The following is a 26,210-nucleotide window of genomic DNA, read 5'->3' on the forward strand; positions in this document are numbered from 1 at the left end:
GAGTCGAACCGTCACCTGACCGTGTCGAGGACGAGCTTCTGCTCGACGCGTTTGACCTCGTGTTGGACGTCGCGCACGGCGTCGATGTTCGCCGAAATCGAGGAGACGCCCTCGTTGACGAGGAACTGCACCATCTCGGGTTTCGAGCCGGCCTGCCCGCAGATGCTGGTGGCGACGTCGTTCTCGCGGCAGGTCTCGATGGTTCGACCGATGAGTTCGAGGATTGCGGGATGGAGTTCGTCGAAGCGGTCGGCGACCTGTCCGTTGTTCCGGTCCACAGCTAAGGTGTACTGGGTGAGGTCGTTGGTGCCGAAGGAGGCGAAGTCGATACCGGCGTCGGCCATCTCTTCGATACACAGCGCCGAGGCGGGCGTCTCGACCATCACGCCCCACGACCGTTTGTCGGGGTCGATGCCCGCCTCCTCCATGAGGTTCCGCGCCTGAATCACGTCCTCGACGTCGTTCACGAGCGGGAACATGACTTCGACGTTGTCGTAGCCCATCCCGTAGAGCTGCCGGAAGGCTTCGAGTTCGTGGATGAACACGTCGGGCCTGTCGAGGCTGCGCCGGATGCCCCGATAGCCCAACATCGGATTGTGTTCGTCGGGTTCGTCGCCGCCGCCCTCCAGTTGGCGGAACTCATCAGTGGGGGCGTCGAGGGTGCGCACCCGCACCGGTCGCGGGTAGAACTCCTCGGCAACCCCGCGAATCCCCTCGACGATCTCCTCGATGTAGGCCTCCTCGCCGTGGTCGGCGATATATTTTTCTGGAGTTTTGCTCGTCGAGAGAATCATGTGCTCCATCCGCAGCAGCCCCACGCCGTCGGCACCGGTCGCGGCCGCGCGTTCGGCGGCCTCGGGAATCGAGACATTTACTTTGACTTCCGTGGCGGTCATCGGCTTGACCGGCGACTGCGGGCGGACCTCCTCGACGGCGTCGCGCTCGCCATCGCTGACTTCGCCCTCGCGGATGGTGCCCTTGTCGCCGTCGATAGTGATGCGACGGCCGTCCGAGAGCGTGCTCGTCGCGCTCTGTGAGCCGACCACGGCCGGGACGCCAAGCTCTCTGGAGACGATGGCCGCGTGGGAGGTCATTCCACCCTCGTCGGTGACGATGCCGCTCGCGCGCTTCATCGCCGGCACCATGTCGGGGGTCGTCATCTCGGTCACGATGATGTCACCCTCGCCGACCTTGTCCAACTGGTCCAACTGGTCGACGACCGCCACCGCCCCGCTGGCGATGCCGGGACTCGCGCCAAGCCCCGTGAGCAACACGTCTTCGTTCGATTCGGACGCATCACCACCGTTGGCGGCACTCGCCTGCTCGGGTTCGTCGTCGGCGATGGTCGTGATGGGTCGCGACTGGAGCATATAGACGTCGCCGTCGAAGATCGCCCATTCCACGTCTTGTGGCTCGCCGTAGTGGTCCTCGACCTGTTCGCCGATATCGACCAGACTACCGAGTTCGTCCCCGTCGAGCACCTGTGTCTCGCGCTTCTCGCTGGGGACGTCGACCATCGTCGTTTCACCCGTTTCGGGGTCCTTGACGCACATCGTCTTCTTGTCGGCAACGGTGACGGAATCGAGGTCGTGGCTCCCGCGGTCGACGACGTAGTTGTCCGGCGAGACCTCGCCCGCGACGACCGCCTCGCCGAGACCCCACGCGGCCTCGACGATGAGTTCGGGCGCACCGGTCGAGGGATGGGAGGTGAACATCACGCCCGACTTCTCGGCGTCGACCATCCGCTGGACGACGACCGCGATGTCCACGTCCCGGTGAGCGAATCCCTGCTGTTCGCGGTAGTAGATCGCTCGCTGGGTGAACAGCGAGGCCCAGCACTCCTTGACCCGCTGGACGAGGTTTTCCCCTGTGACGTTCAGAAAGGTCTCCTGCTGGCCCGCAAACGAGGCGTCGGGCAGGTCCTCGGCGGTCGCCGACGAGCGGACCGCGACGAACGCCTCACCGTCATCGAGGTTTCCGTAGGTGTCGAGGATCTCCTCGCGCAGCTCCTCGGGCATCTCGGTGCCGAGGATGAGGTCCTCGGCTTCGGCTTGGGCGGCGGCGAGCGCGCTCGAATCGTCGGGGTCGACGTCGACGGCATCGAACAGCGCGTCGTCGATGCCGGTCTCCTCGATGAACGAGCGGTAGGTTCCGGCCGTGACGACGAAGGCCGGCGGGACGGGCAGGCCGGCACCGGCGAGTTCGCCCAGCGACGCCCCCTTCCCGCCGACAGCGTCGATGTCGTCCTTGCCAACCTCGTCCAGCCAGAGTACAGCCATCTTGGACGTACAATCACGAACGTCGATAAAGAAGGTTCCGAACCACCGAGGTTCGCGGGAAGCGATGGCACATCGCACGCATGGAGCACAACGACTTAACGGGTGGCCCCATCCCTCCCAATCGAGCCATGTCCGAGCGCGATGATTTCACCTGCACCGTCACCAACTGGGAGTACATCTACGGCCGCTGTCGGGCGGTCGCCGATCAGGTCAGACGCACCGATTTCGAACCCGAGGTCGTCGTCGCGCTCGCTCGCGGCGGCTGGTTCGCCGGGCGCTGTCTCTGTGACTTCCTCGGACTCGACGACCTCACGAGCCTGAAGATGGAACACTACGTCGGCACCGCTGCCAAGAGTGGTGAACCCGAAATCCGCTATCCGATGCCCGAGGGGTCGGTCGAGGGCAAGGACGTCCTCATCATCGACGACATCGCCGACACAGGAGGGAGCATCGAGCGCGCCCACGAGTACGTGATCGACCGCAATCCCAGTGACGTTCGCACCGCGACCGTCCAACTGCTGGGCACGAGCGAGTTCGAACCCGACTACGTCGGCGAGCATCTCGACAGCTGGACGTGGGTGGTCTATCCGTGGAACTTCATCGAGGACATGACCGACCTCGTGAGCGGCGTGTTGGACCCCGATACGACCGTGGGAACCGAGGAGATACGGCGCTTGCTCGCCGAACATCACGGCATCGACCGCATCGAGATGGAGATCGCCCAGCCCAACAGGATGAACGAGGTGCTCGCGGAGATGCACAGACGGGGAATCGTCGAGCGCGACGGCGACGAGTGGCGGCTGCTGGAGGAAGCATGATCGGTCTCATCGGCGGCAGCGGGGTCTACGAGGCGCTCGACCTCGACGAGGAGCGCGAAGAGCACGTCGGAACACCCTTCGGTGCGCCGAGCGGTCCCATCACGGTCGGCGAAGTCTATGGGAGGGAGGTCGCCTTCCTCCCGCGGCACGGTCCGAACCACGAACACTCCCCGACCGACGTGCCCTACCGGGCGAACATCTATGCCCTGAAGGACCTCGGCGTCGAGCGTGTCCTCGCGACCAACGCCGTCGGCAGCCTGCGCGAGGACCTCCCGCCGCGGACGCTGGTCGTGCCCGACCAGCTCTTCGACCGGACGCGCCACCGCGAGTATTCGTTTTTCCGTGATGGCATGGTCGTCCACATGGGCTTCGCCGAGCCGTACTGCCCACACATGAGTACGCATCTCGCCGACGCTGCCGAATCGGCCGACGAAAGGACCGGGGCGGACGAGGGCGTCGAGCGGGGCGGAACCTACGTCTGTATCGAGGGGCCGCAGTATTCCACCCGAGCCGAAAGCGAGTTCTACCGCGCACAGGGCTGGGACATCGTCGGGATGACCGCGATTCCGGAGGCGAAACTCGCCCGCGAGGCCGAACTCTGCTATGCGACCGTCGCCGGCATCACCGACTACGACGTCTGGAAGGAGGACAGCGAGGTGAGTCTGGAGGAGGTGCTCGAAAACGCCGCCGCGAACGAGGAGCGCATCAACGCCACTATCGGAAACGCCATCGAGACGATGCCCGACGAGCGCGCGTGTGACTGCGAGCACGCGCTCGACGGCGCAATCAACACCCCGAGCGAAGCGATTCCCGACGAAACCAGAGAGCGCGTCGGGCTGCTCGCCGACGAGTACCTCGACTGACCGCGTTGCGGTAGCAAGCCCAACGTTCAGTACCCGAACGACCGTTCGACCCACAGCATGGCAGACGCACTCGAAGGCAAGACGGTCGGCATCGTGCTCGCCCAACGCGGCAGCGAGGAGGCCGAGTTCACCGAACCGAAAGAAGCCGTCGAGGACGCCGGGGCCAGCGTTGACGTTCTCGGCACCGAGACCGGCGAGGCCCAAACGGTGAACAATGACCTCGAACCGGGCGATTCCTACGAGATAGAGAAAACGTTCGCGGAGGCCAGCGTCGAGGACTACGACGGTCTCGTCGTTCCCGGCGGGACCGTCGGCGCGGACACCCTCCGCGGACAGGACGAACCGGTAGCGTTCATCCACGACTTCTTCGCAACCGAGAAACCGCTCTGTGTCATCTGCCACGGCCCGTGGACGCTTGTCGAGGCCGATGTCGTCGACGGCCGACGGCTGACCTCCTACCACAGTCTCGAAACCGACATCCGCAACGCGGGCGGTGAGTGGGTCGACGAGGAAGTCGTCGTCGACGAGGGACTCGTCACCAGCCGCAACCCCGACGACCTCGATGCATTCTGTGACAAGGTCGTCGAGGAAATCGAGGAGGGCCCTCACGACGACCGGCAGACCGAGGACGTCTGAACGGCGAACGCGAAAGAAGAATTTCGACGACTGGCTTCCACACCAGCCAGTATCGACGCTAGCTCGTGGTCCGGCGTTGCTGGCTACCGCCTCACGACCGCCCGTCGTCGCGGACGTATTCGAGCGCCGTGACGAACGCCTCGATATCGACCCGACCGTCGGTCTCGTCCAGCCGCTCCTTGATGCGTTCGGGTGTCATGGTCCACGACAACGTATGACTTACGTTGGTATGAACCTTTCGCCGGTGGCGGGGAATACTTCGAGCAGCGCATCTCGGGATATCCGCGTTACGGCGGCACGATTTCGGCTATTTCGCCAACGCTACCTGATAGTGAGGCGAGTCGACAGCATCGTATCTGCATGCGGCGACGTTCCAGTCGGTACCGGATACCGCCTCTCGAAGTCGGTCGGGACCGAACAGCCGAAACAGCAGCGTCTCGCCGACGTCGCCCTCGTACTCGAAATGCATCACGCGATGGGCGAGTCCGGGCGCGGGGTCGGCCCGGTAGCCGAGCATCTCCTCGCCGTCGATTCGGGCAGGGTCATAGCAGTCGAACGTCGCCGTTCCCTCCGGGGTGGTGACGGACGCGAGGTCGTCGAGAAACTCCCGAAGACCCTGCATCGAGCCGGCAAGCTCGACCTGCGTGCCCCACGCGAACGCCGACCGGAAGCGGTCGCGCTCGAACATGTCGCGAAGCGCGAACATATCGGCACGACGGGCGTCGTGGACGCCGCGCTCGTTCATCGTCTCCACGAGATGGTCGCTCACCTCGATGGCGACCGTCTCGTAGCGCTCCTGGAGGTGGAGCGTGTCGCGTCCCGCGCCCGCACCCATGTCGAGCAGCGGGCCATCGACCCACGAGGTGATGAACTCGCTGCGGTCGTCGCCGGGGTCGAAATCACCGAAATAGAACGCCCCGACGGGATGCTCGCGCGCCCATTCGCCGTCGCGCTGAATGAGGGGTTCGTCCTGTTCATCCCTGTGAAAATCACGGATGGCGCGGCCGAACGGGTCGGTCATGGGCTATCACGCATCCCCTGACTGATAACGCTACTTCGAAACACGGTCGCATGCCGCGCTCTCAGTCCGCAATCGCCTCGGTCGGTCCCGATACCGCGTTCGGGTTCTGTATCCAGAGGTCCCCAAATAGCTCGTCCTGCTGGAGGCGGACGTGGCCGCGATGGGAGAGGAAGAGAACCGCCAAAAACGTCTCGACGCGCGAGCCTCCTGAACCACTGATTTCGGCATACAGCACCTCCTCGCGCCCGGCGTCGTACTGCTTGCGGAGCACCCGTTGAACGTCGGCGATGATGGACTCGATGTCCTCGCCGTGAGCCGTACCAGTCACGTCGGCTTCAGTGGGTTCGTCGTCCACGCGAACGTCGTCGCCCGAGCGGTAATCCAGCGTCTGCGTTCCCCGTTGAAATCCCTTCGGCGACCCGCTCGTGTCGTAGGTTCTCGACTCCTTCCACCACGAATCGCGTTCGGCCTCCCGGAGTTCGCGCACGAGTTCGTCGAGCGTCTCGGGCGTGCCCCTCGCCTGTTTGCGGTCGAGCCGGCGGTCCATCTCGTCTTCGAGCGCGGCCACGGGGTCCGGGCCGAACTCGTCGGGCGGTTCCTCGTAGCCCTCTTCCCACGGCTCGGGTTCCGGCTCGTCCTGCTCGTCCGATTCGAGCAGCGCCTCGCTTTTCATCCGCAGGAGGACACTCGCGTAAAAGAGTGCCCGGCCAGAGGTACGGAGGTCGGCGGCGTCGAGGCGGGCGAGAAAGGCGTCGGTGACCTCCACTACGTCGATGTCCCACGGCTCGATCTCGCCCTCCTCGGCGAGCCTGACGAGCAACTCGACCGGTTCGACCTCCTCGTCCTCGCCGCTCTCCGCGGCGGCCGCATCCGAATCAGTCATCGGCGGGCACCCCCTGTCCGAGGTCGATACCCGTCACCGCCGAGACGTTGTCGCCCTGCATCGTCACGCCGATAGCCCGCTCCGAACGTTCGAGCATCGCCGAGCGGTGGCTCACCACGATGAACTGCGCCTCGGAAGCGAGTTCGTCGACCAACTCGCCCACTCGCTCGGCGTTGGCTGCATCCAGAAAGGCGTCCACTTCGTCGAGCGCGTAGAACGGCGCGGGGTTGTGGCGCTGGATGGCGAAGATGAACGCGAGCGCGGTCAGCGATTTCTCGCCGCCGGACATCGCATCGAGCCGTTGAATCGGCTTGTCGCCCGGCTGGGCCTTCATCGTCAGCCCGCCCTCGAAGGGGTCCTCTTCGTCCTCCAAATGAAGAGTACCGGACCCCGCAGACAGGCGCTCGAAGATGGACTCGAACTGCTCGTTGATGGCTTCGTACGACTTCATGAACGTCTGTCTCTTCTGAGCCTCGTAGGAGTCGATGCGCTCCTCGATGCCGTCGCGCTCGTCGGTCAGGGTGGCCTTCTTGTCGGTGAGGTCGTCGAGGTCGGACTCGACGGTATCGTACTCGTCGATGGCGAGCATGTTGACTGGCTCCAACCCTTCCATTTCGTCTTCGAGTCGGGAAATCTCGCTCTCGACCTCCTCGTGGTCGGGAATCTCCTCGGGGTCGTACTCGCCGACGACCGATTCGAGTTCGTCGATCTCCCACTCCAAACGCTCCTGGCGCTCGCGGAGGCTCTCCAGTTCGCTTTCGACCTCGTTGACCGTCTCGCGCTGGTCGTCGCGCGCCTCCTTCGCCTCGGCGAGGTCGTCCTTCAATTCGCCGCGTTCGTCCTTGAGGTCGGCGAGTTCGTCTTCGAGGTCGGCGACCGCCGCCTCGCGCTCGACGAGTCTCTCGTCCTGTTCGTCGATTTTCCCTTCGAGGTCGTCGATGCGCCCTTCGCCCTCGGCCTTGCGATTCTGGGCGGTTTCGATCCTTTCGTGCAGCTCTTCGATTGACTCCTCGGCGTACTGCTTTTCGAGCTGGAGTTCGTTCAACTCCCCATCGAGGTCGTCCAGCCGGTCTTCGAGGTCGTCGATCTCGTCTCGAATTTCGTCGGCTTCGCTCGTGAGTTCCGGGATGTCCGAGTCTTCGAGTTCTCCCTCCAAGCCCTCGATGTCCGCTTCGATGGCGGCGATTTCCTCGTCGTGGTCGGCGATATCGGCTTCGAGGCTCTGCATCTCCTCGTTCACCTCTTCACGACTCTCCTCGATGTCGTCGATGTCGCCTTCGAGGTCGTCGATGCGCTCGTCGACCTCCTCGCGCTCGCGTTCCTTCTGTTCGATGTCGTTTTCGATGTCCCGGACTTGCTCCGCTGCCGCCGACCGCCGTTCGCGCGCGTCGTCGAGCCGCTCCTCGATGTCCCGAACCTCCTCTTGGACCTCGCGCCGGCGCTCTTCGAGGTCGGTGATGCGGTCGGCGACGCGCTCCAACTGGCCGGCGCTCGATTCGAAGGAATAGCGCGACCCGCTTTTGGACCCGCCGGTCATCGCGCCGCTCTTCTCGACGAGTTCACCCTCCACGGTCACGAGCCGGTAGTCACCCATCAACTCGCGGGCGGTGTCCATCTCCTCGACGACGAGGGTACTGCCGAGCACGTAGGAGAACACGCCCGCGTACTCCTCGGGAAAGTCCACGAGATTGTACGCGAAATCCACCACACCATCCTGATTGGGCAGGCTGGGCACCGACCGGCGCTGCATCTTCGTCATCGGGAGAAACGTCGCTCGGCCCGCGTTCCTGGATTTCAGGTACTCGATGGCCCGCTGGCCCACTCCGTCGTCGGAGACCACGACGTGGGCGAGCCGTCCGCCGGCCGCGGTCTCACACGCCGTCGCGTACTCGCTCGGGACGCCGCCCAACTGCGCAATCGTGCCGTGGACCCCATCGAGGTCGGCGTTCAAAACCGTCGAGACTGCCCGTCCATACGACGAACCGCTATCGTCGGTTTTGGCTTCGAGACTCGCGTACTCGTCCTTCGCGGCCCGTAGCTCCTCCTCGATGTCGTCGAGGTCGTCGGTCCGCTCGCGCTTCTCGTCGGCGAGGTCAGAAACGACGCCCTCGATGTTGTCCTCGTTCCGTTCGGCCTTCGCCAACTCGTCTTCCAAATCGTCGATTGCGGCCTCGATTTCGGGAATCCGCTCGCGGGTTTCTTCGAGGTCGCTTCCCTTCTCGTCCTGTTCGGTCGAGCGCCGCCGGGCCGCATCCAACAGTCTGTCCTGCTCGCGCTGTTTTTCGTTCTTTGCGCTCTTCGCCTCTTCGAGCGCCGCCCGCCGCTCGTCGAGGTCTGCTTTCACCTCGTCGTACTCCGTGTCGCTTTCCTCGATTTCGGTCTCGACATCCGCTAGCTCGCTCTCCTTGTCCTCGACGTCGGCCGCAACCGAGGACTTCTCGACCTTCACGCTCCGGATGTCGCTTTCGAGGCCCTCGGCAGTCTCCTGTTTCTTGTCGAGTTCGACGAACGCCTGTCGGCGCTCGCTTTCGGCATCGGCGATGCGGTCTTCGGTGCTCTCGATTTTATCTTCGAGCCGACTCTTCTCGCCTTTGATCTCCTCGATGTCGCGCTTGATGGCGAGCTGTTCGTCCTCGCCCTTGCGCTCGATTTCGTCGTTGAGGTCGTCCAACTCGTCTTCGAGCCGGCTGACCGTCCCTTGGCGTTCGTCGAGTTCGCGCTGGCGGTCATCGAGTTCGTCCTCGTACTCGTCGATTTTCCCCCTCGTTGAATCGAGGCTCCCGCGTTTGTCCTCCAACTCGGCGGCTTTGCGATAGGTCTCGTACTCCTCTTTCTCCTCGCGCAGCGACTGGTATTCGAGCGCCGTCTCGCGTTCGTCTTCCAACTGTGCGAGTCGCTCTTCCTTCTCGGCGATGCGGAGTTCGGCCTCGTCGATGCGTTCTTCGACGACTTCCAGCTCCTCGAAGGCGTCCTCCTTTTTCGCGTCGAACGCCGCCACGCCGGCAATCTCGTCGATGATCTCTCGGCGCTCGCCCGCGGTCATGTTGATGATGCCTGTGACGTCGCCCTGCATCACGACGTTGTAGCCCTCGGGTGTGACGCCAGCCTGTGCGAGCAGGTCCTGAATATCCGAGAGGTTGACCGAGCGGCCATTCAGGTAGTAGTAGGAGTAGTAGTTGTCCTCGGTCTGTTTGACCCGGCGCTTGATGGTGATTTCCTCGACGTCGCCGACGTCCTCTGAGCCGGCAGCGCTCTCGATTTCCGCCCGTGTGAGTGTCTCGTCGGTGTTGTCGAGCACCACCTCGACGCTCGCCTCTCGTACTCCGCCCGGCTCCCCACCCTCCTCGTGACCGGGGTTGTAGATGAGGTCGGTGAGCTTTCTGGCCCGAATCCCGCGCGTGCGGGCGAGACCCAGACAGAACAGGATGGCGTCGATGATGTTCGATTTTCCGGAGCCGTTCGGCCCGCTGACGGTGGTGAAATCCTCGTAGAAGGGGATTCGCGTCTTCCGGCCGAAACTCTTGAAATTTTCTAGGACGAGCGTTTTGATGTGCATGGGGTGCTCGTGGGCGGCCTACGCGACGATGATGTCGTCGGCCTCCGATGAATCCGTGTCCGCAGAATCGTCCTCGGCCGGGTTAGCTTCTTCGTTTGCGGCCGATTCGTCGCCTTCGTCCTCGGTGACGGAGCCGACGCCCGCCTCGATGTATTCCCCTGTGGATTCGTCTTCGAACTCGGTGAGGCGTGATTTCGTCTCCATCAACTCCTCGGTGAGTCCCGAGACGGAGGCTTCGAGTTCTTCGACGCGCGATTCGAGTTCCTCGACGCGGTTGCCGCTCATGGGCGATGGCGGCGTCCCGAGTTGATAAACGTGCGTCAGACACGCATATCGAAGCTGATGGTTTCGGGTGGGCGGCGATGGCGTCATGTTTTAGCGGGCGCGGCCGGATAGAGGGAACAATGAGCGCCCGCGCCGTCAGTGCCAGCGACCACCGCGTCGTCATCGGGTTGGAGGTTCACGTCCAGCTCGAAACCGAGAGCAAGATATTCTGTGGCTGTGCGACCGATTTCGAGGACAGCGAGCCGAACGCTCACACGTGTCCGACCTGTCTCGGACTGCCGGGTGCGCTGCCCGTGTTGAACGAGGCGGCCGTCGAGGGTGCGCTCAAACTCGCGGCGGCCATCGACGCCGACGTGCCCGCAGAGACCCGTTTCCACCGGAAGAACTACTACTATCCCGACCTCCCGAAGAACTTCCAGATCACCCAGTACGATTCGCCGCTCTGTCGGGACGGCGAACTTACGGTCACAGTAGAAAACGACGAACGCACTATCGCCATCGAGCGCGCCCACCTGGAGGAGGACCCCGGCAGCCTCCAGCACGCCGGCGGTGGCGGCGGTATCGATAGTGCAGAGTACACCCGCGTGGACTACAACCGCGCGGGCGTGCCGCTGATGGAGATCGTCACCGAACCCGATTTCCGAAGTCCCGACGAGGTCCGTGCCTTCCTCGCCAAACTGGAAGAAGTCTTGGAGTATCTCGGGGTCTTCGACAGCAGTAGAGATGGCTCGCTGCGCATCGACGCGAACATCTCGCTCGTCCCAGAGGCGGAAGTCGACGCCGACGGCGCGATTGGAGCCGAAGCGCTCGCGGCGGCCAACCGCACCGAAGTGAAGAACATCTCCAGTCACAAGGGAGCCGAGCAGGCGCTCGCCTACGAGGTCACCAGACAGAAAAACGCCCTCCAGCGCGAGAGGACTGTGGAACAGGAGACCCGTCACTGGGACGAGTCACGAGGGGTGACGGTCTCGATGCGCTCGAAGGAGGAGGAGAAGGACTATCGATATTTCCCCGAGGCCGACCTCCCTGTGCTCCGCGTCAGCGACTGGGCCGACGAGGTGGATATCCCCGAACTCCCCGACGCCCGCCGCGAGCGCTTCGCCGAGGAATACGGACTGAGTTCGTCCGAAGCCCGAAAGCTCACCTCCACCCGGGAGGTCGCGGATTTCTACGAGCAGGTCGCCGACCGGTTCGACCCCGACGTGGCGGCGTCGTGGGTCGCCGACACACTGCTGGGCGAACTCAACTATCGCGACATGGCCATCGCGGACGTCGAGGACCGACGTGACGAGTTCCTGCATCTCATCGAACTCGCCGAAACGAACGAAATCACCGAAAAGAACGCCGATGAGGTCGTGCTGCGCGCGATGCTCGATGAAGGGCTATCGCCGAACGAGGTGGTCGAGCGCGAGGAACTCGGTACCACCGACGAGAACGAGATCGAGAGCGCTGTCGCGGCGGCCATCGAGGAGAACCCCGACGCCGTCGAGGATTATCATGCGGGCGAAGAGGGCGCGCTCAACTTCCTCGTCGGACAGGTCATGCAAGCCACCGGAGGCAGCGCCGACCCCGGGACGGTGAATCGGATGCTTCGGACGGAACTCGACGGCTGACCGGCACTTGCGGGTCGCCGAACAGCCGGTACACATTTGTGCGTTACTGCGTACTGTCGAGATACGATGAGCAACGATGACACCGAACACGCCGGCGAGTTCGAGGGATACGGGGGCCGTCACGTGCCCGAACCGCTCGAAGGGCCACTGGAGGAACTCGCCGACGCGTTCGATTCGATTGCCACGACCGAGGACTTCCGCGAGGAATTCCGCTCGATTCTCGAACACTTTGCGGGCCGACCGACGCCGCTCTTCCACGCCGAACGTCTCTCGGAGCGCTACGGCACCGAGGTCTACCTCAAGCGCGAGGACCTGCTACACGGCGGCGCGCACAAGATCAACAACGCCGTCGGGCAGGCGCTGCTCGCCGAGCGGGCGGGCAAATCCCGACTCATCGCCGAGACCGGCGCGGGCCAGCACGGTACCGCGACCGCGATGGTCGGCGCGCTGTTCGACATGGACACCGAGATTTACATGGGCGAAAAGGACGTCGCGCGTCAGCGGATGAACGTCTTCAGGATGCGGCTGCTGGGTGCGGAAGTCAACGAGGTCACGCGCGGCGGGGCCGGGCTTGCGGACGCGGTCGACGCCGCTCTGGAGGATTTCGCCGCGAACGTCGAGAACACCCACTATTTGGTCGGCTCGGTGGTGGGACCGGACCCGTTTCCCCGGATGGTGCGGGAGTTCCAGTCGGTCATCGGCCGCGAGGCGCGCGAGCAGTTCCGCGAGCGAACGGGCGAACTGCCGGATGCGGCGGTCGCCTGCGTCGGCGGCGGGTCGAACGCGATGGGACTGTTCGACGCCTTCCGCGATGACTCCGTGCAGTTCTACGGCGCGGAGGGTGGCGGCGAGGGCGGGGGTTCGACCCGTCACGCCGCGCCGCTGGCCGCGGGCACCGACGGCGCACTCCACGGGATGCGTACGAGAATACTCGACGAGGATACCGAAGTCCATTCGATTTCGGCCGGTCTCGACTATCCCGGCGTCGGCCCCGAACACGCGATGTTCCGCGCGGTCGGGCGCTGTGAGTACCGCGCAGTCTCCGACGAGGACGCGCTCGCGGCCTTCCGCGAGCTGAGCGAGACCGAGGGCATCATCCCGGCGCTCGAAACCGCCCACGCGCTCGCGTTGACGAAGGAGGTCGCCGCCGACCACGATTCGGTTCTGGTGAACCTGAGCGGGCGCGGCGACAAGGACATGCGAACCGCGGCCGAGCGCTTCGACCTCGGGTGAGGCGGGCGAGTCTGCGAAAGGTTTAGAAACCGTATCGACCTACCGCAGCCAATGACGATAGGTGGTGTCCGATGGAGCTACTGATTACCGAAAAGGAGACCGCCGCGAGAAACATCGCCGAGATTCTGAGCGAGAGCAGCGCCGACGTCGAGCGCCGCAACGGAGTGAACGTCTACAAGTGGGGCGGGCGGCGCTGTGTCGGTCTCTCGGGCCACGTCGTCGAGAACGACTTCCCCCCGGAATACGCGAACTGGCGCGACGTCGAACCCGTCGAACTCCTCGACGCTGACGTCGTGGTCGAACCCCACGAGAGCCGCGAGAACATCGTCCGCACGCTCAGGCTGCTCGCCAGAGACGCCGACGGCGTAGTCATCGCTACCGACTACGACCGCGAGGGCGAACTCATCGGCAAGGAGGCCGCCGACATCGTCCGCGAGGTGTCGGATGCACCGATCAAGCGCGCACGGTTCTCCTCGTTCGCCGAGCGCGAGGTGCGCGAGGCGTTTGCGAACCTCGACGACCTCGATTACGACCTCGCGGCGGCGGGCGAGGCCAGACAGGAAATCGACCTCGTGTGGGGCGCTGCCCTGACACGCTTTCTCTCGCTGACTGCCAAACAGCGCGGCAACGATTTCATCAGTGTCGGCCGAGTGCAGTCGCCGACGCTCAAGCTCATCGTCGACCGCGAGCGCGAAATCGAGCGATTCGACCCCGAGACCTACTGGGAACTGTTCTGCGACCTGCTCAAAGAAGAGACCACCTTCGAAGTCCAGTATTTCGACCGCGAAGAAGGCCGCGGAACCGACCGCCTCTGGGACGAATCGGTCGCGGAGGCGGTCCATGAGACGCTCTGGGAGGCGAGCACGGCGACGGTCGAGGACGTCACTCGGCGCACCCGGACCGACGACCCGCCCCACCCCTTCAACACGACCCAGTACATCCGCGCGGCAGGGTCGCTCGGTTACTCGGCCCAGCGGGCGATGAGCCTCGCCGAGGAGCTGTATACGGCGGGCTACATCACCTATCCGCGAACCGACAACACTGTGTACCCCGACGACCTCGACATCGAGGGACTCCTCGAAGGATTCACGAACCACCGCGAGTTCGGCGAGGACGCCGAGACCCTGCTGGATGGCGAGGAGTCAGTCCCCACCGAGGGCGACGAGGAGACGACCGACCATCCGCCGATTCATCCCACAGGCGAAATTCCGTCTGCGTCGGCGCTCGGCGACGACGAACGGGAGATATACGAACTGGTCGTCAGGCGATTCTTTGTGACGGTCGCCGACCCCGCCGAGTGGGAGCACCTCGGCGTCACGGCTGCGGTGAGCGACCATCACCTGAAGGCCAACGGCAAGCGACTCGTCGAACCCGGCTATCACGCCGTCTATCCCTACTTCAACGCCACGGAAAACCACGTGCCGGGCCTCGAAGTGGGTGAGGAACTGCCCATCGAGGACGTGCGTTCCGAGCAAAAGGAGACCCAACCGCCGCGCCGGCGCGGTCAGTCGCGGCTCATCGAGCGCATGGAGGAGATGGGCATCGGCACGAAGGCGACCCGGCACAACACTATCGAGAAGCTCTACGACCGGGGGTATATCGAGAGCGACCCGCCCCGCCCCACGAAGCTCGCCGAAGCGGTCGTGGAGGCGGCCGAGCAGTTCGCGGACCTCGTGGTGAGCGAGGAGATGACCAGCCAGTTGGAACGGGACATGGCCGCCATCGCCGACGGCGAGACGGGTCTCGACGACGTCACCCAGGAGTCCCGCGAGATGCTCGCAGCCGTCTTCGAAGCGCTGCACGACTCGCGCGAGGCGGTCGGCGAACACCTCCGAAAGTCACTGAAAGCCGACAAAACCCTTGGACCGTGTCCCGATTGTGGCGAAGACCTGCTCGTCCGGCAGAGCCGCCACGGTTCCTCGTTCGTCGGCTGTGACGGCTATCCCGACTGCGAGTTCACGCTTCCCCTCCCCTCGGCCGGAAACCCGCTGATTCTCGACGAAACCTGCGACGAACACGACCTCCGGACAGTGAAGATGCTCGATGGCCGGAGTACCTTCGTGCATGGCTGTCCGCTGTGTGCCGCCGAGGAGGCCGACGCCGAAGCCGACCGCGTCATCGGGACTTGTCCCGAGTGTGGTGATGACCACGGTGGCGAACTCGCCATCAAGACCCTCAGGACCGGCTCGCGGCTCGTCGGCTGTACGCGCTATCCCGACTGCGAATACTCACTGCCGCTGCCCCGACGCGGCGATATCGAGGTGACTGACGAGTTCTGTGACGAGCACGACCTGCCCGAACTGATAGTACGGAGCAGTGACGAGCCGTGGGAACTGGGCTGTCCCATCTGCAACTACCGCGAGTACGAGGCGCGCCAGTCGGCCGGCGACCTCGCGGACCTCGATGGCATCGGCGAGCGGACGGTCGAAAAGCTCGCGGCGGTCGGCATCGAGAGCCTCGGCGACCTCAGGGAGAGCGAGGCTGACTCGGTTGCCGACGCCGTACAGGGTGTGAGTGCCGAGAACGTGCGCACGTGGCAGGCGAAGGCCGACTAACGAATCGAGCGATTACGGAAGACGTTTAGGCGGCGCTCGGGTCTGAAACCCTATGAGCGCGCCGTGGACTGAGTGGGACCACATCGTGAAAATCGACCCGGACAAGACCCTCGTCGACGGCGAGACCTACGAGGACGTCTGTCGCACAGGGACGGACGCCATCGAGGTCGGCGGGACGACCGGGATGACCGAGGAGAAGATGCAGGCGGTCGTCGACGCCTGTGCACGCGAGGACGTGCCGTTGTACATCGAGCCGAGCCACCCCGGGACCGTGGTCCATGCCGCCAGCCTCGACGGCTATCTCGTGCCAATCGTGTTCAACGCCGGCGACATCGCGTGGATGACCGGCGCGCACAAGGAGTGGGTGCGCCTCGATAGTGGCATCGACTGGGACCGGACCCACACCGAGGCGTACATCGTACTGAACCCCGATTCGTCGGTGGCCGAATACACGCAGGCGGACTGCGACCTCGATGTCGATGACGTCGCGGCCTACGCCGAAATCGCCGAGCGGATGTTCGGACAGGACATCGTCTATATCGAGTATTCGGGCACGTTCGGCGACCCCGATATCGTGGCCGCAGCGAGCGATGCGCTCGACGAGGCAACCCTATTCTACGGGGGCGGCATTCATGACTACGACTCCGCGCGCGAGATGGGCAGCCACGCCGACACGGTCATCGTCGGCGACCTCGTTCACGAGGCAGGCGTCGATGCGGTTCGAGAGACCGTTCGCGGGGCGAAGGACGCGGAGTAGAGTCGCCACGACGGCGGCCCGTGGTCCAGCGGATGCAAACCGTTCTATACGCACGGCACGAGAGAGTACGCATGCCCGAAGAGGTGCTCTTCGAGACCGAGCGGTCGATGGACCGTGGCGACATCGCTGCCTATCTCCGTACCGTGGCGGACAGACTCGATGCCGGCGAGGAAATCGCGCTCGAAGCCGGCGACCAGCGCGTGGCGCTCGCGCCGCCCGCACGCCCAACCTTCGAGGTCAAGGCCGAACGCGAGACCAACGGTACCACCGAGATGAGCGTCGAGTTCGAACTCGAATGGGACGAGGGCGGAGCCGACGGCGACGACGGACCGCTCACCATCGACTGAGCGGGAGAAACGACGGCGTTTAAGACCGCCGCTGTGCATCCCCGTGTATGCACGACCGAACGGTCACGACGGCCGCCGAGCCGGGCGAGGAAGTGACGGTCGCCGGTTGGGCGCACGAAATCCGCGACCTCGGGGGTATCGCCTTCCTCATCGTCCGCGACCGCACGGGCAAAATTCAGGTCAAGTTCGAGAAGGACGCGATGGACGACGCCCTCGTCGAGACCGGTACAGAAGTGGCCCGCGAGAGCGTCGTGTCGGTTTCCGGAACTGTGGAGGAGGAGGAACGCGCGCCGACCGGCGTCGAGATCGTTCCTGAGTCCGTCGAGGTGCTCGCGCCGGCCGACCCCGAACTCCCGCTCGACCCTTCCGGGAAGGTCGACGCCGAACTCCCGACCAGACTCGACAACCGCACGCTCGACCTGCGGCGCGAGGAGGCCAAGGCAATCTTCGAGATTCGCGCCGAGGTCCTTCGGAGTGCGCGCGAGGCGTTCCGTGACCTCGACTGCACGGAGATCACCACCCCGAAAATCGTCGCCACAGGAACGGAGGGCGGGACCGAACTGTTCCCCATCACCTACTTCGGACAGGAGGCGTTCATGAACCAGTCACCACAGCTATTTAAGCAGCTGATGGTCGGCAGTGGGCTGGAACGAGTGTCCGAAATCGGTCCCATCTTCCGGGCCGAGGAGCACAACACGCCCCGGCACCTCAACGAAGCCACCTCCATCGACTTCGAGTCGGCCTTTATCGACCACGAGGAGGCGATGGACGCCTGCGAGCAGGTCGTCCGGGCGGCCTACGAGGGCGTTGCTGAGAACTGCGCCGACGAGTTGGCAACCTTGGGTTACGACGACTTCGAGGTGCCAGACGAGGCGTTCCCGCGGCTCACCTACGAGGAGGCCATCGAGCGCATCAACGCCACCGGCGAACTCGATACCCAACTCGTGTGGGGCGACGATTTGCCCACTGAGGGGGAGAAAGCGCTCGGCGCGGATGTGGGCGGCCACTACTTCGTCACCGACTGGCCGAGCGAGATCAAACCGTTCTACATTAAGGACTACGACGACAATACGGAACTGTCGACGGGCTTCGACCTGATGGCACCCGACATGGAACTCGTTTCGGGGGGCCAGCGTGAACACCGCCACGACCACCTCGTCGAGGGCTTCGAGGCCCAAGGACTCGACCCTGAGGCGTTCGAATACTACACGAAGATGTTCAAATACGGGATGCCGCCGCATGCCGGCTGGGCCATCGGCGGCGAGCGCCTCGTGATGACGATGCTCGACCTGCCGAACATCCGCGAGGCGGTGCTGTTCCCCCGTGATCGGCAGCGTCTGAGTCCGTGACGAGGACGTGGGAGCCAGCGAGACGAACGGAGTGAGTCTCGCCGGACAGGCAGCGCTTGAGTCCATGACTCAGCGCACACGGCTACTTAGTCCCTTGCAGCGTCCTCGATGAGTTCTATGGCGCGCTGACGGAGTTCGCCAGTCATGTGCAGTCCGCGCTCGTCAAGTCGCTCGACGAGTTTCTTCCCTTCTTCGCCCGTCAGTTCGCCATCGGAAACCGCTCGCACGACGACACCGATAGTGCCGGTGACGGTTGCGCCGAGTCCCTCTGCAACGCGCCGCACACGTCGGTCGTCCGATAGCACCGCTACCGTGACGTTCTTTCGACGTTGCCGAATCGTGTTCCCGATGATCACAACATCGCCGTTCGTTTCTTCTTCATTCAGCAGCTCTTTTGCTTCGTCTTTCGCTCTTTCCATTTCGTCGAACAAGTCCAGTGAACCCGAGAAAGCGATGCCTCCGGAGTCCCTAGCTGCGTGAAGATTACTTGCTGCTGGCTCGCCCGTCACTTCCGTGACGACGGTATCGGGGACCGTAACGTAGTCGTCGAACGTGGATAGCAGATCGAGCCGACCTGCGTTCCCGAGCGCGATCAACACGGTCGCATCGGCGTAGATTTGCGTCACAGCTCGCGCGCGACATCCGCATCGCGTTCGATGTCTGTTGGCGAGAGCTGGGTCGTCAGATTTCGCTCGTGGGCGATGTCGAGCCACTCGCCGAGCGAGACGCCGGCTATTCGTGCGGCTTGATTCACCGATACCTCACCGGTCTGATAGCGCTCGACCGCGATGCGGACCCGGAGGTCGTGAAGCCCCTCTCGGAGCGCCTTCCGAATCGTCGTACTCCGGTCTTCGTCCAGCAGGTCGGCAACCTCCTCCAGCGCCTCGCGCTCGTCGTCGGGAATCCGCGCGCTTATCGAGGGCACGTGTACGTCGTGCTACGATGTATTCATTAATCAATTTGTGGGTTGTCGCTGACTGCTATTCAAGAGTCGGCTCGCTACTCTCTCGTATCGAGAGCACGCGAGCGCTGGAGACAACTGTTTATCCGGCCCGGTTGTCGATACACAGTATGACTGCTGTGTACGCTGGCGGCGAGGGAGTATTCGACCACCGGCAACGCTCTGCGACAAGGGAACGCTGACTGATGGCGGCGCTCAGCACGATTGCGATACTCGCCGTGGCGACGCTCGCCAGCCTGTTCATGGCGTGGACCATCGGCGCTGGCTCGTCGGGGTCGACCCCGTTCGCGCCTGCGGTGGGTGCGCGGGCCATCTCGGTGATGCGTGCCGGCTTTCTCGTCGGCATCCTCGGACTCCTCGGGGCGATATTACAGGGTGCGAACGTGGCCGATGCCGTGGGCACAGGCCTAGTGGGTGGTCTCACGCTCTCGCCGACGGCCGCCACAGTATTGTTGCTGCTCGCGGCCGGGCTGGTCGCAGTCGGCATCTTCACCGGCTATCCGATTGCGACGGCGTTCACCGTTACAGGGGCGGTCATCGGCGTCGGTCTCGGACTCGGCGGCAGCCCGGTGTGGTCGAAATACGCAGAAATCGGCACGCTGTGGCTGCTCGTGCCCTTCGTCGGTGGCGGTGTCGCCTACGCCACCGCGCGCGTGCTGCGTCACGAGAGCGTTCCCGAGCGCTACACCATCCCGGTTCTCGGGGCCATCATCGGTCTCATCGTCGCCAACATCCCCTTCACCCTGCTCGGTTCGGGGGCGGGCGGTGCGTCCATCGCTACGGCCACGACGACGGGATTGCCGCTCTCGTCGACGGTCGGACAGGCGCTCGCCTCGCTGCTCGTCGCTGCGCTGGTCGCGGGCGCGCTCGTCTGGGACCTCGATGCGGGCGTCGAGAGCGCCGAGCGCCATTTCCTGCTCGCGCTCGGTGCACTGGTGGCGTTTTCGGCCGGCGGGAGCCAGGTCGGCTTGGCCGTTGGGCCGCTGCTCGCGGCGTTTCAGGGGTCTTCGCTGCCGATCTCGGTATCGCTGTTCGCGCTGCTCGTCTTCGGCGGGGTTGGCCTGCTTGCCGGCTCGTGGATGGGCGCACCGCGGATGATCAAGGCCATCGCGCAGGATTACTCCAGTCTCGGCCCGCGGCGTTCGATTGCGGCGCTGATTCCCTCCTTCGCCATCGCGCAGGTCGCCGTCGTGTTCGGGATACCCGTCTCCTTCAACGAGATCATCGTCAGCGCAGTGGTGGGGAGCGGCTTTGCGGCCGGCGGGGCGGGCGTCAGCAAGCGCAAGATGGCGAACACGGTGCTCGCGTGGGTCGGCTCGCTCGCGCTCGCACTCGGGGCCGGCTACGCCGTCATAACGCTCGTCGAGGCGTTGTAAACCGACCATTCGTCGGGCGTGTCTTCGATGTCGGCTGGGGCAGTTCGCGGCCGCCGTGCCAACTGAACAGACACTCGCAAGGCACCGACCGACGACCCCGGCGAAAAACGAGCGGGTTTATGCCGCGGGTCGCCGATGCGTGCGTATGACGGCCGAGGCCGACCGTGAGACGCCCACCGAGCCATGGGCGTTCGTCCCGGGTCACGTCACGGGACTGTTCAGCGTCCATCCGGACGACGACCCTCGGAAGGCGGGGTCGCGGGGTGCGGGTCTCGCTCTCTCGGCGGGCGTGACGGTGACGGTCACATCGGCCGACGAGACGACCGTCAGGCTCGGCGGCGAGCCGGTCGGGATGGATGCCGTGGCGCGCACGCTCGACGAACTCGGTGTGAGCGCGACCGTCGATATCGAGACCGAGCTACCGGTGAGTGCTGGCTTCGGCGTCTCGGGCGGGGCGGCCCTCGGGACGGCGCTCGTGGCGAACTGGCAGTTCGCCCTCGGACATACGGAAAACGAACTCGTCACGACTGCCCACGCCGCGGAGGTCGCGGCGGGGACGGGTCTCGGCGACGTGGTCGCACAGGCCCGTGGCGGAGTGCCACTCAGATGCGAGCCGGGCGCACCGGGGTACGGGGTCCTCGATGGGATTTCCACGCCACCCACCCGCATCGAGTACGTCTCCTTCGGCGGGCGCTCCACAGGCGAAATCATCGGTGGCGACGTCGAGGAACTCACGCGGGCCGGCGAGCGGGCGTTCGCGGACCTACTCAGCGAGCCGACGCTCCCGCAACTGTTCGCGTGCTCGCGGGCGTTTGCCGCGGACGCCGACCTGCTCACTCCACCCGTCGAGCGCGCCATCGACGCCGTCTCGGACATCGGAGGCGAGGCGTCGATGGCGATGCTCGGCGAGACGGTTGTCGCCCCCGACGACGGGCTGAGTCGGGCGGGCTACGACCCTGCTGTCTGCGATATCGACCGCGCGGGCGCACGGCTGGTGTAAGGCTTTTCCCGAATGACCGCACAGTGGGGCCATGACGACCGAGGTGCCAGACGAGCATCCGCGCAGCGAGTCCCTCCGCACCCGCCACCGTATCGAGGACGGCGTCGATGCCGGTCTCACCCACCGGCAGGGACTCATCGCCGAGGGCCGCGGCGAGGCCTTCGATTATCTCCTCGGGGAGCGAACAACCGAGAGCGCCGAGCGCGCCGAGCGTGCCGCCGCTGCCCATCTCCTGCTGGCCGACTGTCCTGTGCTCTCGGTCAACGGCAATGCCGCGGCGCTGGTGCCCGACGAAATCGTCGACCTCGCCGACGCCGTCGAGGCGGCCATCGAAGCGAACCTGTTCAACCGGACCGACGAACGCATCGACGCCATCGCCGACCATCTCCGCGCCCACGGGGCCGAGGGAGTCAAGGGCCGGCGTGCGGATGCCCGGATTCCCGGACTCACGAGCGAGCGCGCGAAGGTCGCGTCCGACGGCATCCACGCCGCCGACGTCGTGCTCGTTCCCTTGGAGGACGGCGACCGCGCCGAGGCGCTCTCCGCGATGGACAAGACCGAGATCGTCGTCGACCTCAATCCGCTCTCGCGCTCGCCGCAGGTCGCTGCCGTCCCCGTCATCGACAACCTCGTCCGTGCGATGCCGAACATCGCCGCCCACGCCCGCGAACTGGCCGGGCGACCGGACGACTGCGAGCGGGCTATCGAGAACTTCGACCGCGAGGCGGCGCTCGAAGCCGCAGAAGAGACGATTCGCTCCGGCGAACTGGACTGAACTCCGGTCGTTATACCTGTTATAGCTTGCACTTGAAAGCAACAGCGTTATTTAAATCCCTCCGCACAATATCACATAGGTAACTTACGAGGCTGGGCGGGCGCGTTCCGCCCCCGACGCGGGCCAGCACGCTGCTGGCGAGGGTGTATCGTGACTCGAACGGCATCGACCAGCACATGAATGACAATCACCATCGACGACGGACAGAGGTATCGACGGCCAGTTCGCGCCGACGGTTCCTTCAGGGAGCGGCCATCGGAACGACCGGGCTGCTGGCGGGCTGTCTCGGGAGCGCCTCGCCGGCGGGCCGCGCGCTGACCATCGGCTATCAGCCCTACTACGCCGAGGCGTGGTCGGCGCTGGTCATCAAAAACGGCGGACTGGCGGAAAAACACCTGCCGGAGGGGTACTCGGTGAAGAGCTGGGATTCGGCGCTGCAAGGCTCAATCGTGGGGACGCGGCTCATCGCCGGCAAGAACCAAGTGGGGTACACCGGCGATATGCCGACCATCACCGCGATAGCCAACGACGACACGCCGGTGAGCGCGGTCGGCATGGCCGGCTATTCGCAGGGCCAGCAGTGCAACCTCGCGGTCGTGCCGAAGAACTCGCCGCTGACGAAGCCCGCCGGGATGGCCGGCAAGGACGTTGCGGTCACGACCGGCAGCTGCACCCACCGGTTCTACCTGAACGTCATCGAGCAGCTCGGCATCGACCCGCAGCTGATCGACAACAGCATCGGCAACATCACTGCCGAAATCCGGCAGGGCTCGCTCCCGGTGGGCTTCGGCTGGGAGCCGAGCATGGCCCGCATGGTGTTTCAGGAGAACGAGGCGCGCTATCTCCTGACGGGTGCGGAGTTCGACACCGTGGACGCGGCCGGTATCATCATGCCGGATTCGCTCATCGAGAACGACCGCGAGGCCGCCGTCGGCTGGCTGAAGGCCGAACTCGAAGCCAAACGCATCATGGCCACCCAGCCCGAACGAACGCTCGACCTCGTGGCCCAAGAGGGTGATTTGAGTTCGTACGAACGCGCGACGCTCAGGGCCTCGCTGTATCGGACGCTCAAGCTCGGCAACGGCGTGAGCCGGCTCGAACTCATCACCGACTACCGGACGGTGAAACAGGCCAATCAACTGCTGAAACGCACGGGACCGCAGTTCCTCAAAGAACAGGGCGCAATCAGTGACATTCCGTCCAAAAGCCGGTACAGGGCCGAACTCGTCGCACAGGCCGCCGAAGAACTCGGCGTGCAGACCGGTCCCGACCGGTTCGGCGGCGGCAACCGGACGGCCAACGCGAGCGCCAGCGCGGGTGGTCGCCCGTGAGCACGCGAACGATCTCCGAGCGCTTCGGGGCGGGCGTCGGCGAACTCGAACGGGTTCCTCGGCGGGTCCGGCAAGGGGCGTCCATCGTCGGCTTTCTGCTGGTGTGGTGGGCGCTCGTCACCTTCGGCGTGCTCGGCTTCGAGTTCCTCTCGGGACCGGTCGAGACGATAGCGCTGTTCGCCACGTATCTCGCCGGCAAGCCGATAGCCAGCGGCGGGACCATCTACCTCCACGCCGCCTACTCCACCTTTCGGGTGGCCATCGGCGTCGGCGTGGCGACCGCCCTCGCCATCCCGCTCGGGCTGGCCATCGGGACGAGCCGGCGTTTCAGAGACCTCACCTTCCCGGCGCTCGAACTGTTCCGCCCGATTCCGCCGGTCGCGTGGGTGCCCATCAGCATCCTGCTGTTGCCCTCGGTGACGATTGCGACCATCCAGCTCAGCTTTGCGGTCGTCTTCGTCGTGTTCGTCGGCGCGTTCTTCCCGATTCTCGTCAACACCATCGAGGGCGTCAACACCGTCGAGACCGAGTACGTCCGCGCGGCGAAGAGTCTCGGCGCGGAGGGCCGGCAGGTGTTCCGCGAGGTGGTCTTCCCGGCGACGCTACCGTCGATTCTCACCGGTGTGTCGCTCGGCATCGGACTCGGCTGGATCACCGTCGTCGCCGCCGAAATCATCGCGGGCAACTACGGGCTTGGCTACGCCATCTATCAGGCCTACCGACTGCTCGCGACCGACGACGTGCTCGTCGGGATGATCGCCATCGGCATCCTCGGGTACGCCTCTTCGGCGCTCGTGACTCGGCTCGGCAACCGGGCGATGGCGTGGAATCGCACCGAAACCAACTGACGGAGACAACCATGACCGACACTGATAACATCGATATCGAGGCGGAAACCGACGCACAGCACGCAGACAGCAGCCAGCGGACCGCGACCATCGACCAGCAGCCCACGGCCGACGCCGAATCGGGCCGCGCGGCGTCCGGAGCGGTCGACATCGACGGTCTGACGAAGGTCTACGACCCCGACGGCGATGGCGTCGTCGCCGTCGAGGACATGGACCTCGACATCGGCGCGGAGGAGTTCGTCACCATCCTCGGTCCCTCCGGCTGCGGGAAGAGCACGGTTCTGGAATGCATTGCGGGCTATCTCGACCCGACCGAGGGCGAGGTCCGGGTCGACGGCGAGCGCGTCACGGGGCCGGACCCCTCGCGAGGGGTGGTCTTCCAGTCGAATCGACTCTTTCCGTGGAAGACCATCGCCGAGAACATCCGCTTCGGCCCGGAGATGCGCGACGCCGTCGACGACGACCGCGTGGCGTCGCTCGTCGACGAGATGGGCCTCGAAGGCTTCGAAGACTCCTATCCGCACGAACTGAGCGGCGGGATGCAACAGCGCGCCGAACTCGCCCGCCTGCTCGCGAACGACCCGGACATCATGCTGATGGACGAACCGTTTAGTGGACTCGATGCGATGACCAAGGAGTTGATGCAGGAGAACCTGCTCGACGTCTGGGAGGACGAGGACAGAACTGTGCTCTTCATCACCCACGACGTCGAGGAGGCCATCTTCCTCGCCGATAGGGTCGTGGTGATGAGCGCCCGACCCGGACAGGTCAAGGAAGTGCTCGACGTCGACTTGGAGCGACCGCGCAAGCTCGACATGCTCACGACCGACGAGTTCACGCGCGTGAAACGCCGTGCGCTCGACCTCATCCACGCCGAGGCCGAACGCGCGCTCGAACAGGCCGAGTCCCAATAATGGCGGTCGCAGACCGCGTTTCGGGGGTCGACCCGGCTCGGTGGGCGCGGCGGGCGGTCTCGGTCGCGGCGGTGTTCGTCCTCTGGGCGCTCGCGACGAACCTCCTCGGACTGATTCCGAACCTGCCGTCGCCGCTCGACGTCGGCGCGACCCTCGCCGAGTCGCTCGCCGAACCCTCCTTCTGGACGGCGACGGTCGTGAGTACCGCCCGTATCTACGTCTCCTTCGCCGTCGCGGTCGCACTCGCCGTCCCCCTTGGACTGGGTATCGGCTGGAGTCGCGTGTTCGCCGACTTCACGTTTCCGGCGCTCGAAACCCTTCGCCCCGTGCCGCCGGTCGCGTGGATACCGGTCGTCTCGCTCGTGTTCCCGATTCTTTCCCTGGGTATCGTCGGCTATCCCATCGACACCGGCATCCTCTTCATCACCTTCCTGGGAGCGTTCTTCCCGGTTCTGCTCAATGCGGTCCAGGGCGTTCGGAGCATCGACGCGGAGTACCCGCGGGCGGCCGAGAGCCTCGGCACCACCCCGTTCCAGACGTTTCGCCACGTCGTCTATCCGGGCGCGCTGCCGTCGATTCACGCCGGCATGATAAACGGCATGGGGCTTGCGTGGGTCAACCTCGTCGCCGCGGAGATGATCGCCGGTTCGGGACTCGGGTATCTCACGTGGTCGTCGTACATCGCCGGCGACTACGCGACCATCATCGTCGGGATGCTCTCGATTGGATTGTTGGGGTATCTCTCGTCGCTACTGGTCCGCTGGCTCGGTGCGCGACAGCTGCCGTGGACCAGTACCGACGCGGCCTAAC

At 64.9% G+C, this 26,210-nt stretch carries 23 protein-coding genes; 16 read left to right on the top strand and 7 right to left on the bottom strand.

Features of this window, described 5'->3' with window-relative positions; translation table 11 throughout:
- Positions 1-11: 11 nt before the first annotated feature.
- Positions 12-2,279 carry a pyruvate, water dikinase gene (gene ppsA / locus ACQUQO_RS05290; RefSeq protein ID WP_435076918.1) on the bottom strand — a complete coding sequence of 756 codons (2,268 nt, stop codon included), beginning with the start codon at positions 2,277-2,279 and terminating at the stop codon, positions 12-14.
- A 128-nt stretch (positions 2,280-2,407) separates the two neighbouring features.
- Here ppsA and ACQUQO_RS05295 point away from each other — a divergent pair, with 128 nt between their 5' ends.
- Genes ACQUQO_RS05295 through ACQUQO_RS05305 form a run of 3 tightly spaced genes read left to right on the top strand, consistent with a single transcriptional unit; the run spans position 2,408 to position 4,596 of the window.
- Positions 2,408-3,097: a phosphoribosyltransferase gene (locus ACQUQO_RS05295; protein ID WP_435076919.1), complete on the top strand. Its 690-nt coding sequence runs from the start codon at positions 2,408-2,410 to the stop codon at positions 3,095-3,097.
- Complete coding sequence (mtnP, locus tag ACQUQO_RS05300) at positions 3,094-3,960, top strand: S-methyl-5'-thioadenosine phosphorylase (protein ID WP_435076920.1); 867 nt, start codon at positions 3,094-3,096, stop codon at positions 3,958-3,960. The genes ACQUQO_RS05295 and mtnP overlap by 4 nt, the downstream gene beginning before the upstream one ends.
- Before the next feature lie 57 nt (positions 3,961-4,017).
- Complete coding sequence (locus ACQUQO_RS05305) at positions 4,018-4,596, top strand: type 1 glutamine amidotransferase domain-containing protein (RefSeq protein WP_435076921.1); 579 nt, start codon at positions 4,018-4,020, stop codon at positions 4,594-4,596.
- Between the two features lie 307 nt (positions 4,597-4,903).
- On the opposite strand, the gene ACQUQO_RS05310 is transcribed toward ACQUQO_RS05305, so the two are convergent.
- The 4 genes from ACQUQO_RS05310 to ACQUQO_RS05325 all read right to left on the bottom strand — a co-directional run bounded on the left by ACQUQO_RS05310 (position 4,904) and on the right by ACQUQO_RS05325 (position 10,341).
- Complete coding sequence (locus ACQUQO_RS05310) at positions 4,904-5,617, bottom strand: class I SAM-dependent methyltransferase (protein ID WP_435076922.1); 714 nt, start codon at positions 5,615-5,617, stop codon at positions 4,904-4,906.
- 61 nt (positions 5,618-5,678) lie between these two features.
- Positions 5,679-6,500 carry a segregation/condensation protein A gene (locus ACQUQO_RS05315; protein ID WP_435076923.1) on the bottom strand — a complete coding sequence of 274 codons (822 nt, stop codon included), beginning with the start codon at positions 6,498-6,500 and terminating at the stop codon, positions 5,679-5,681.
- Positions 6,493-10,056 (bottom strand): chromosome segregation protein SMC, encoded by a 3,564-nt coding sequence (gene smc / locus ACQUQO_RS05320; RefSeq protein ID WP_435076924.1) that lies wholly within the window; start codon positions 10,054-10,056, stop codon positions 6,493-6,495. Before smc ends, ACQUQO_RS05315 begins: the two co-directional genes overlap by 8 nt.
- A gap of 18 nt (positions 10,057-10,074) precedes the next feature.
- Complete coding sequence (locus tag ACQUQO_RS05325) at positions 10,075-10,341, bottom strand: DUF7518 family protein (RefSeq protein ID WP_435076925.1); 267 nt, start codon at positions 10,339-10,341, stop codon at positions 10,075-10,077.
- 119 nt (positions 10,342-10,460) lie between these two features.
- Between ACQUQO_RS05325 and gatB the strand changes: the two genes are divergently transcribed.
- The 6 genes from gatB (at position 10,461) to aspS (ending at position 18,195) form a co-directional block, all read left to right on the top strand.
- Positions 10,461-11,954: an Asp-tRNA(Asn)/Glu-tRNA(Gln) amidotransferase subunit GatB gene (gene gatB, locus ACQUQO_RS05330; RefSeq protein ID WP_435076926.1), complete on the top strand. Its 1,494-nt coding sequence runs from the start codon at positions 10,461-10,463 to the stop codon at positions 11,952-11,954.
- A gap of 66 nt (positions 11,955-12,020) precedes the next feature.
- Positions 12,021-13,187 (top strand): tryptophan synthase subunit beta, encoded by a 1,167-nt coding sequence (gene trpB / locus ACQUQO_RS05335; RefSeq protein ID WP_435076927.1) that lies wholly within the window; start codon positions 12,021-12,023, stop codon positions 13,185-13,187.
- A 71-nt stretch (positions 13,188-13,258) separates the two neighbouring features.
- A complete protein-coding gene (locus ACQUQO_RS05340) occupies positions 13,259-15,742 on the top strand; it encodes a DNA topoisomerase I (RefSeq protein ID WP_435076928.1) in 2,484 nt (827 codons plus the stop codon).
- A gap of 52 nt (positions 15,743-15,794) precedes the next feature.
- On the top strand, positions 15,795-16,499 hold the full coding sequence (locus ACQUQO_RS05345; RefSeq protein WP_435076929.1) for a phosphoglycerol geranylgeranyltransferase: 705 nt from the start codon (positions 15,795-15,797) through the stop codon (positions 16,497-16,499).
- Positions 16,500-16,570: 71 nt separating this feature from the next.
- Complete coding sequence (locus tag ACQUQO_RS05350) at positions 16,571-16,846, top strand: amphi-Trp domain-containing protein (protein ID WP_435076930.1); 276 nt, start codon at positions 16,571-16,573, stop codon at positions 16,844-16,846.
- Between the two features lie 47 nt (positions 16,847-16,893).
- Positions 16,894-18,195, top strand: a complete 1,302-nt coding sequence (aspS, locus tag ACQUQO_RS05355) for an aspartate--tRNA(Asn) ligase (protein ID WP_435076931.1) — start codon at positions 16,894-16,896, stop codon at positions 18,193-18,195.
- 86 nt (positions 18,196-18,281) lie between these two features.
- Here the strand turns inward: aspS and ACQUQO_RS05360 are convergent, their stop codons facing one another.
- Both ACQUQO_RS05360 and ACQUQO_RS05365 read right to left on the bottom strand, forming a co-directional pair.
- Positions 18,282-18,821 carry a hypothetical protein gene (locus ACQUQO_RS05360; RefSeq protein ID WP_435076932.1) on the bottom strand — a complete coding sequence of 180 codons (540 nt, stop codon included), beginning with the start codon at positions 18,819-18,821 and terminating at the stop codon, positions 18,282-18,284.
- Positions 18,818-19,120, bottom strand: a complete 303-nt coding sequence (locus ACQUQO_RS05365; RefSeq protein WP_435076933.1) for a UPF0175 family protein — start codon at positions 19,118-19,120, stop codon at positions 18,818-18,820. Before ACQUQO_RS05365 ends, ACQUQO_RS05360 begins: the two co-directional genes overlap by 4 nt.
- Before the next feature lie 221 nt (positions 19,121-19,341).
- Here ACQUQO_RS05365 and ACQUQO_RS05370 point away from each other — a divergent pair, with 221 nt between their 5' ends.
- From ACQUQO_RS05370 to ACQUQO_RS05400, 7 genes are all read left to right on the top strand, one after another.
- Positions 19,342-20,532 carry an anion permease gene (locus ACQUQO_RS05370; protein WP_435076934.1) on the top strand — a complete coding sequence of 397 codons (1,191 nt, stop codon included), beginning with the start codon at positions 19,342-19,344 and terminating at the stop codon, positions 20,530-20,532.
- 145 nt (positions 20,533-20,677) lie between these two features.
- Positions 20,678-21,532 carry a pantoate kinase gene (locus ACQUQO_RS05375; protein WP_435076935.1) on the top strand — a complete coding sequence of 285 codons (855 nt, stop codon included), beginning with the start codon at positions 20,678-20,680 and terminating at the stop codon, positions 21,530-21,532.
- A 31-nt stretch (positions 21,533-21,563) separates the two neighbouring features.
- The gene (locus tag ACQUQO_RS05380; protein ID WP_435076936.1) at positions 21,564-22,307 is read left to right on the top strand and encodes a phosphopantothenate/pantothenate synthetase; all 744 of its coding nucleotides are present in this window, start codon (positions 21,564-21,566) and stop codon (positions 22,305-22,307) included.
- 176 nt (positions 22,308-22,483) lie between these two features.
- Positions 22,484-23,638: an ABC transporter substrate-binding protein gene (locus ACQUQO_RS05385; RefSeq protein ID WP_435076937.1), complete on the top strand. Its 1,155-nt coding sequence runs from the start codon at positions 22,484-22,486 to the stop codon at positions 23,636-23,638.
- A complete protein-coding gene (locus ACQUQO_RS05390) occupies positions 23,635-24,486 on the top strand; it encodes an ABC transporter permease (protein WP_435076938.1) in 852 nt (283 codons plus the stop codon). Before ACQUQO_RS05385 ends, ACQUQO_RS05390 begins: the two co-directional genes overlap by 4 nt.
- 11 nt (positions 24,487-24,497) lie before the next feature.
- The gene (locus ACQUQO_RS05395) at positions 24,498-25,400 is read left to right on the top strand and encodes an ABC transporter ATP-binding protein (protein WP_435076939.1); all 903 of its coding nucleotides are present in this window, start codon (positions 24,498-24,500) and stop codon (positions 25,398-25,400) included.
- Positions 25,400-26,209 carry an ABC transporter permease gene (locus tag ACQUQO_RS05400; protein WP_435076940.1) on the top strand — a complete coding sequence of 270 codons (810 nt, stop codon included), beginning with the start codon at positions 25,400-25,402 and terminating at the stop codon, positions 26,207-26,209. Before ACQUQO_RS05395 ends, ACQUQO_RS05400 begins: the two co-directional genes overlap by 1 nt.
- Position 26,210 lies beyond the last annotated feature (1 nt).

The sequence above is a fragment of the Halococcus sp. AFM35 genome (genome assembly GCF_051195015.1).
Taxonomy (GTDB): Archaea; Halobacteriota; Halobacteria; order Halobacteriales; family Halococcaceae; genus Halococcus.

Excerpts from the sequence above, each read along its gene's own strand:
- ppsA (WP_435076918.1), bottom strand. The coding sequence starts at position 2,279 with ATGGCTGTACTCTGGCTGGACGAGGTTGGCAAGGACGACATCGACGCT.
- ACQUQO_RS05295 (WP_435076919.1), top strand. The coding sequence starts at position 2,408 with ATGTCCGAGCGCGATGATTTCACCTGCACCGTCACCAACTGGGAGTAC.
- mtnP (WP_435076920.1), top strand. The coding sequence starts at position 3,094 with ATGATCGGTCTCATCGGCGGCAGCGGGGTCTACGAGGCGCTCGACCTC.
- ACQUQO_RS05305 (WP_435076921.1), top strand. The coding sequence starts at position 4,018 with ATGGCAGACGCACTCGAAGGCAAGACGGTCGGCATCGTGCTCGCCCAA.
- ACQUQO_RS05310 (WP_435076922.1), bottom strand. The coding sequence starts at position 5,617 with ATGACCGACCCGTTCGGCCGCGCCATCCGTGATTTTCACAGGGATGAA.
- ACQUQO_RS05315 (WP_435076923.1), bottom strand. The coding sequence starts at position 6,500 with ATGACTGATTCGGATGCGGCCGCCGCGGAGAGCGGCGAGGACGAGGAG.
- smc (WP_435076924.1), bottom strand. The coding sequence starts at position 10,056 with ATGCACATCAAAACGCTCGTCCTAGAAAATTTCAAGAGTTTCGGCCGG.
- ACQUQO_RS05325 (WP_435076925.1), bottom strand. The coding sequence starts at position 10,341 with ATGAGCGGCAACCGCGTCGAGGAACTCGAATCGCGCGTCGAAGAACTC.
- gatB (WP_435076926.1), top strand. The coding sequence starts at position 10,461 with ATGAGCGCCCGCGCCGTCAGTGCCAGCGACCACCGCGTCGTCATCGGG.
- trpB (WP_435076927.1), top strand. The coding sequence starts at position 12,021 with ATGAGCAACGATGACACCGAACACGCCGGCGAGTTCGAGGGATACGGG.
- ACQUQO_RS05340 (WP_435076928.1), top strand. The coding sequence starts at position 13,259 with ATGGAGCTACTGATTACCGAAAAGGAGACCGCCGCGAGAAACATCGCC.
- ACQUQO_RS05345 (WP_435076929.1), top strand. The coding sequence starts at position 15,795 with ATGAGCGCGCCGTGGACTGAGTGGGACCACATCGTGAAAATCGACCCG.
- ACQUQO_RS05350 (WP_435076930.1), top strand. The coding sequence starts at position 16,571 with ATGCCCGAAGAGGTGCTCTTCGAGACCGAGCGGTCGATGGACCGTGGC.
- aspS (WP_435076931.1), top strand. The coding sequence starts at position 16,894 with ATGCACGACCGAACGGTCACGACGGCCGCCGAGCCGGGCGAGGAAGTG.
- ACQUQO_RS05370 (WP_435076934.1), top strand. The coding sequence starts at position 19,342 with ATGGCGGCGCTCAGCACGATTGCGATACTCGCCGTGGCGACGCTCGCC.
- ACQUQO_RS05375 (WP_435076935.1), top strand. The coding sequence starts at position 20,678 with ATGACGGCCGAGGCCGACCGTGAGACGCCCACCGAGCCATGGGCGTTC.
- ACQUQO_RS05380 (WP_435076936.1), top strand. The coding sequence starts at position 21,564 with ATGACGACCGAGGTGCCAGACGAGCATCCGCGCAGCGAGTCCCTCCGC.
- ACQUQO_RS05385 (WP_435076937.1), top strand. The coding sequence starts at position 22,484 with ATGAATGACAATCACCATCGACGACGGACAGAGGTATCGACGGCCAGT.
- ACQUQO_RS05395 (WP_435076939.1), top strand. The coding sequence starts at position 24,498 with ATGACCGACACTGATAACATCGATATCGAGGCGGAAACCGACGCACAG.
- ACQUQO_RS05400 (WP_435076940.1), top strand. The coding sequence starts at position 25,400 with ATGGCGGTCGCAGACCGCGTTTCGGGGGTCGACCCGGCTCGGTGGGCG.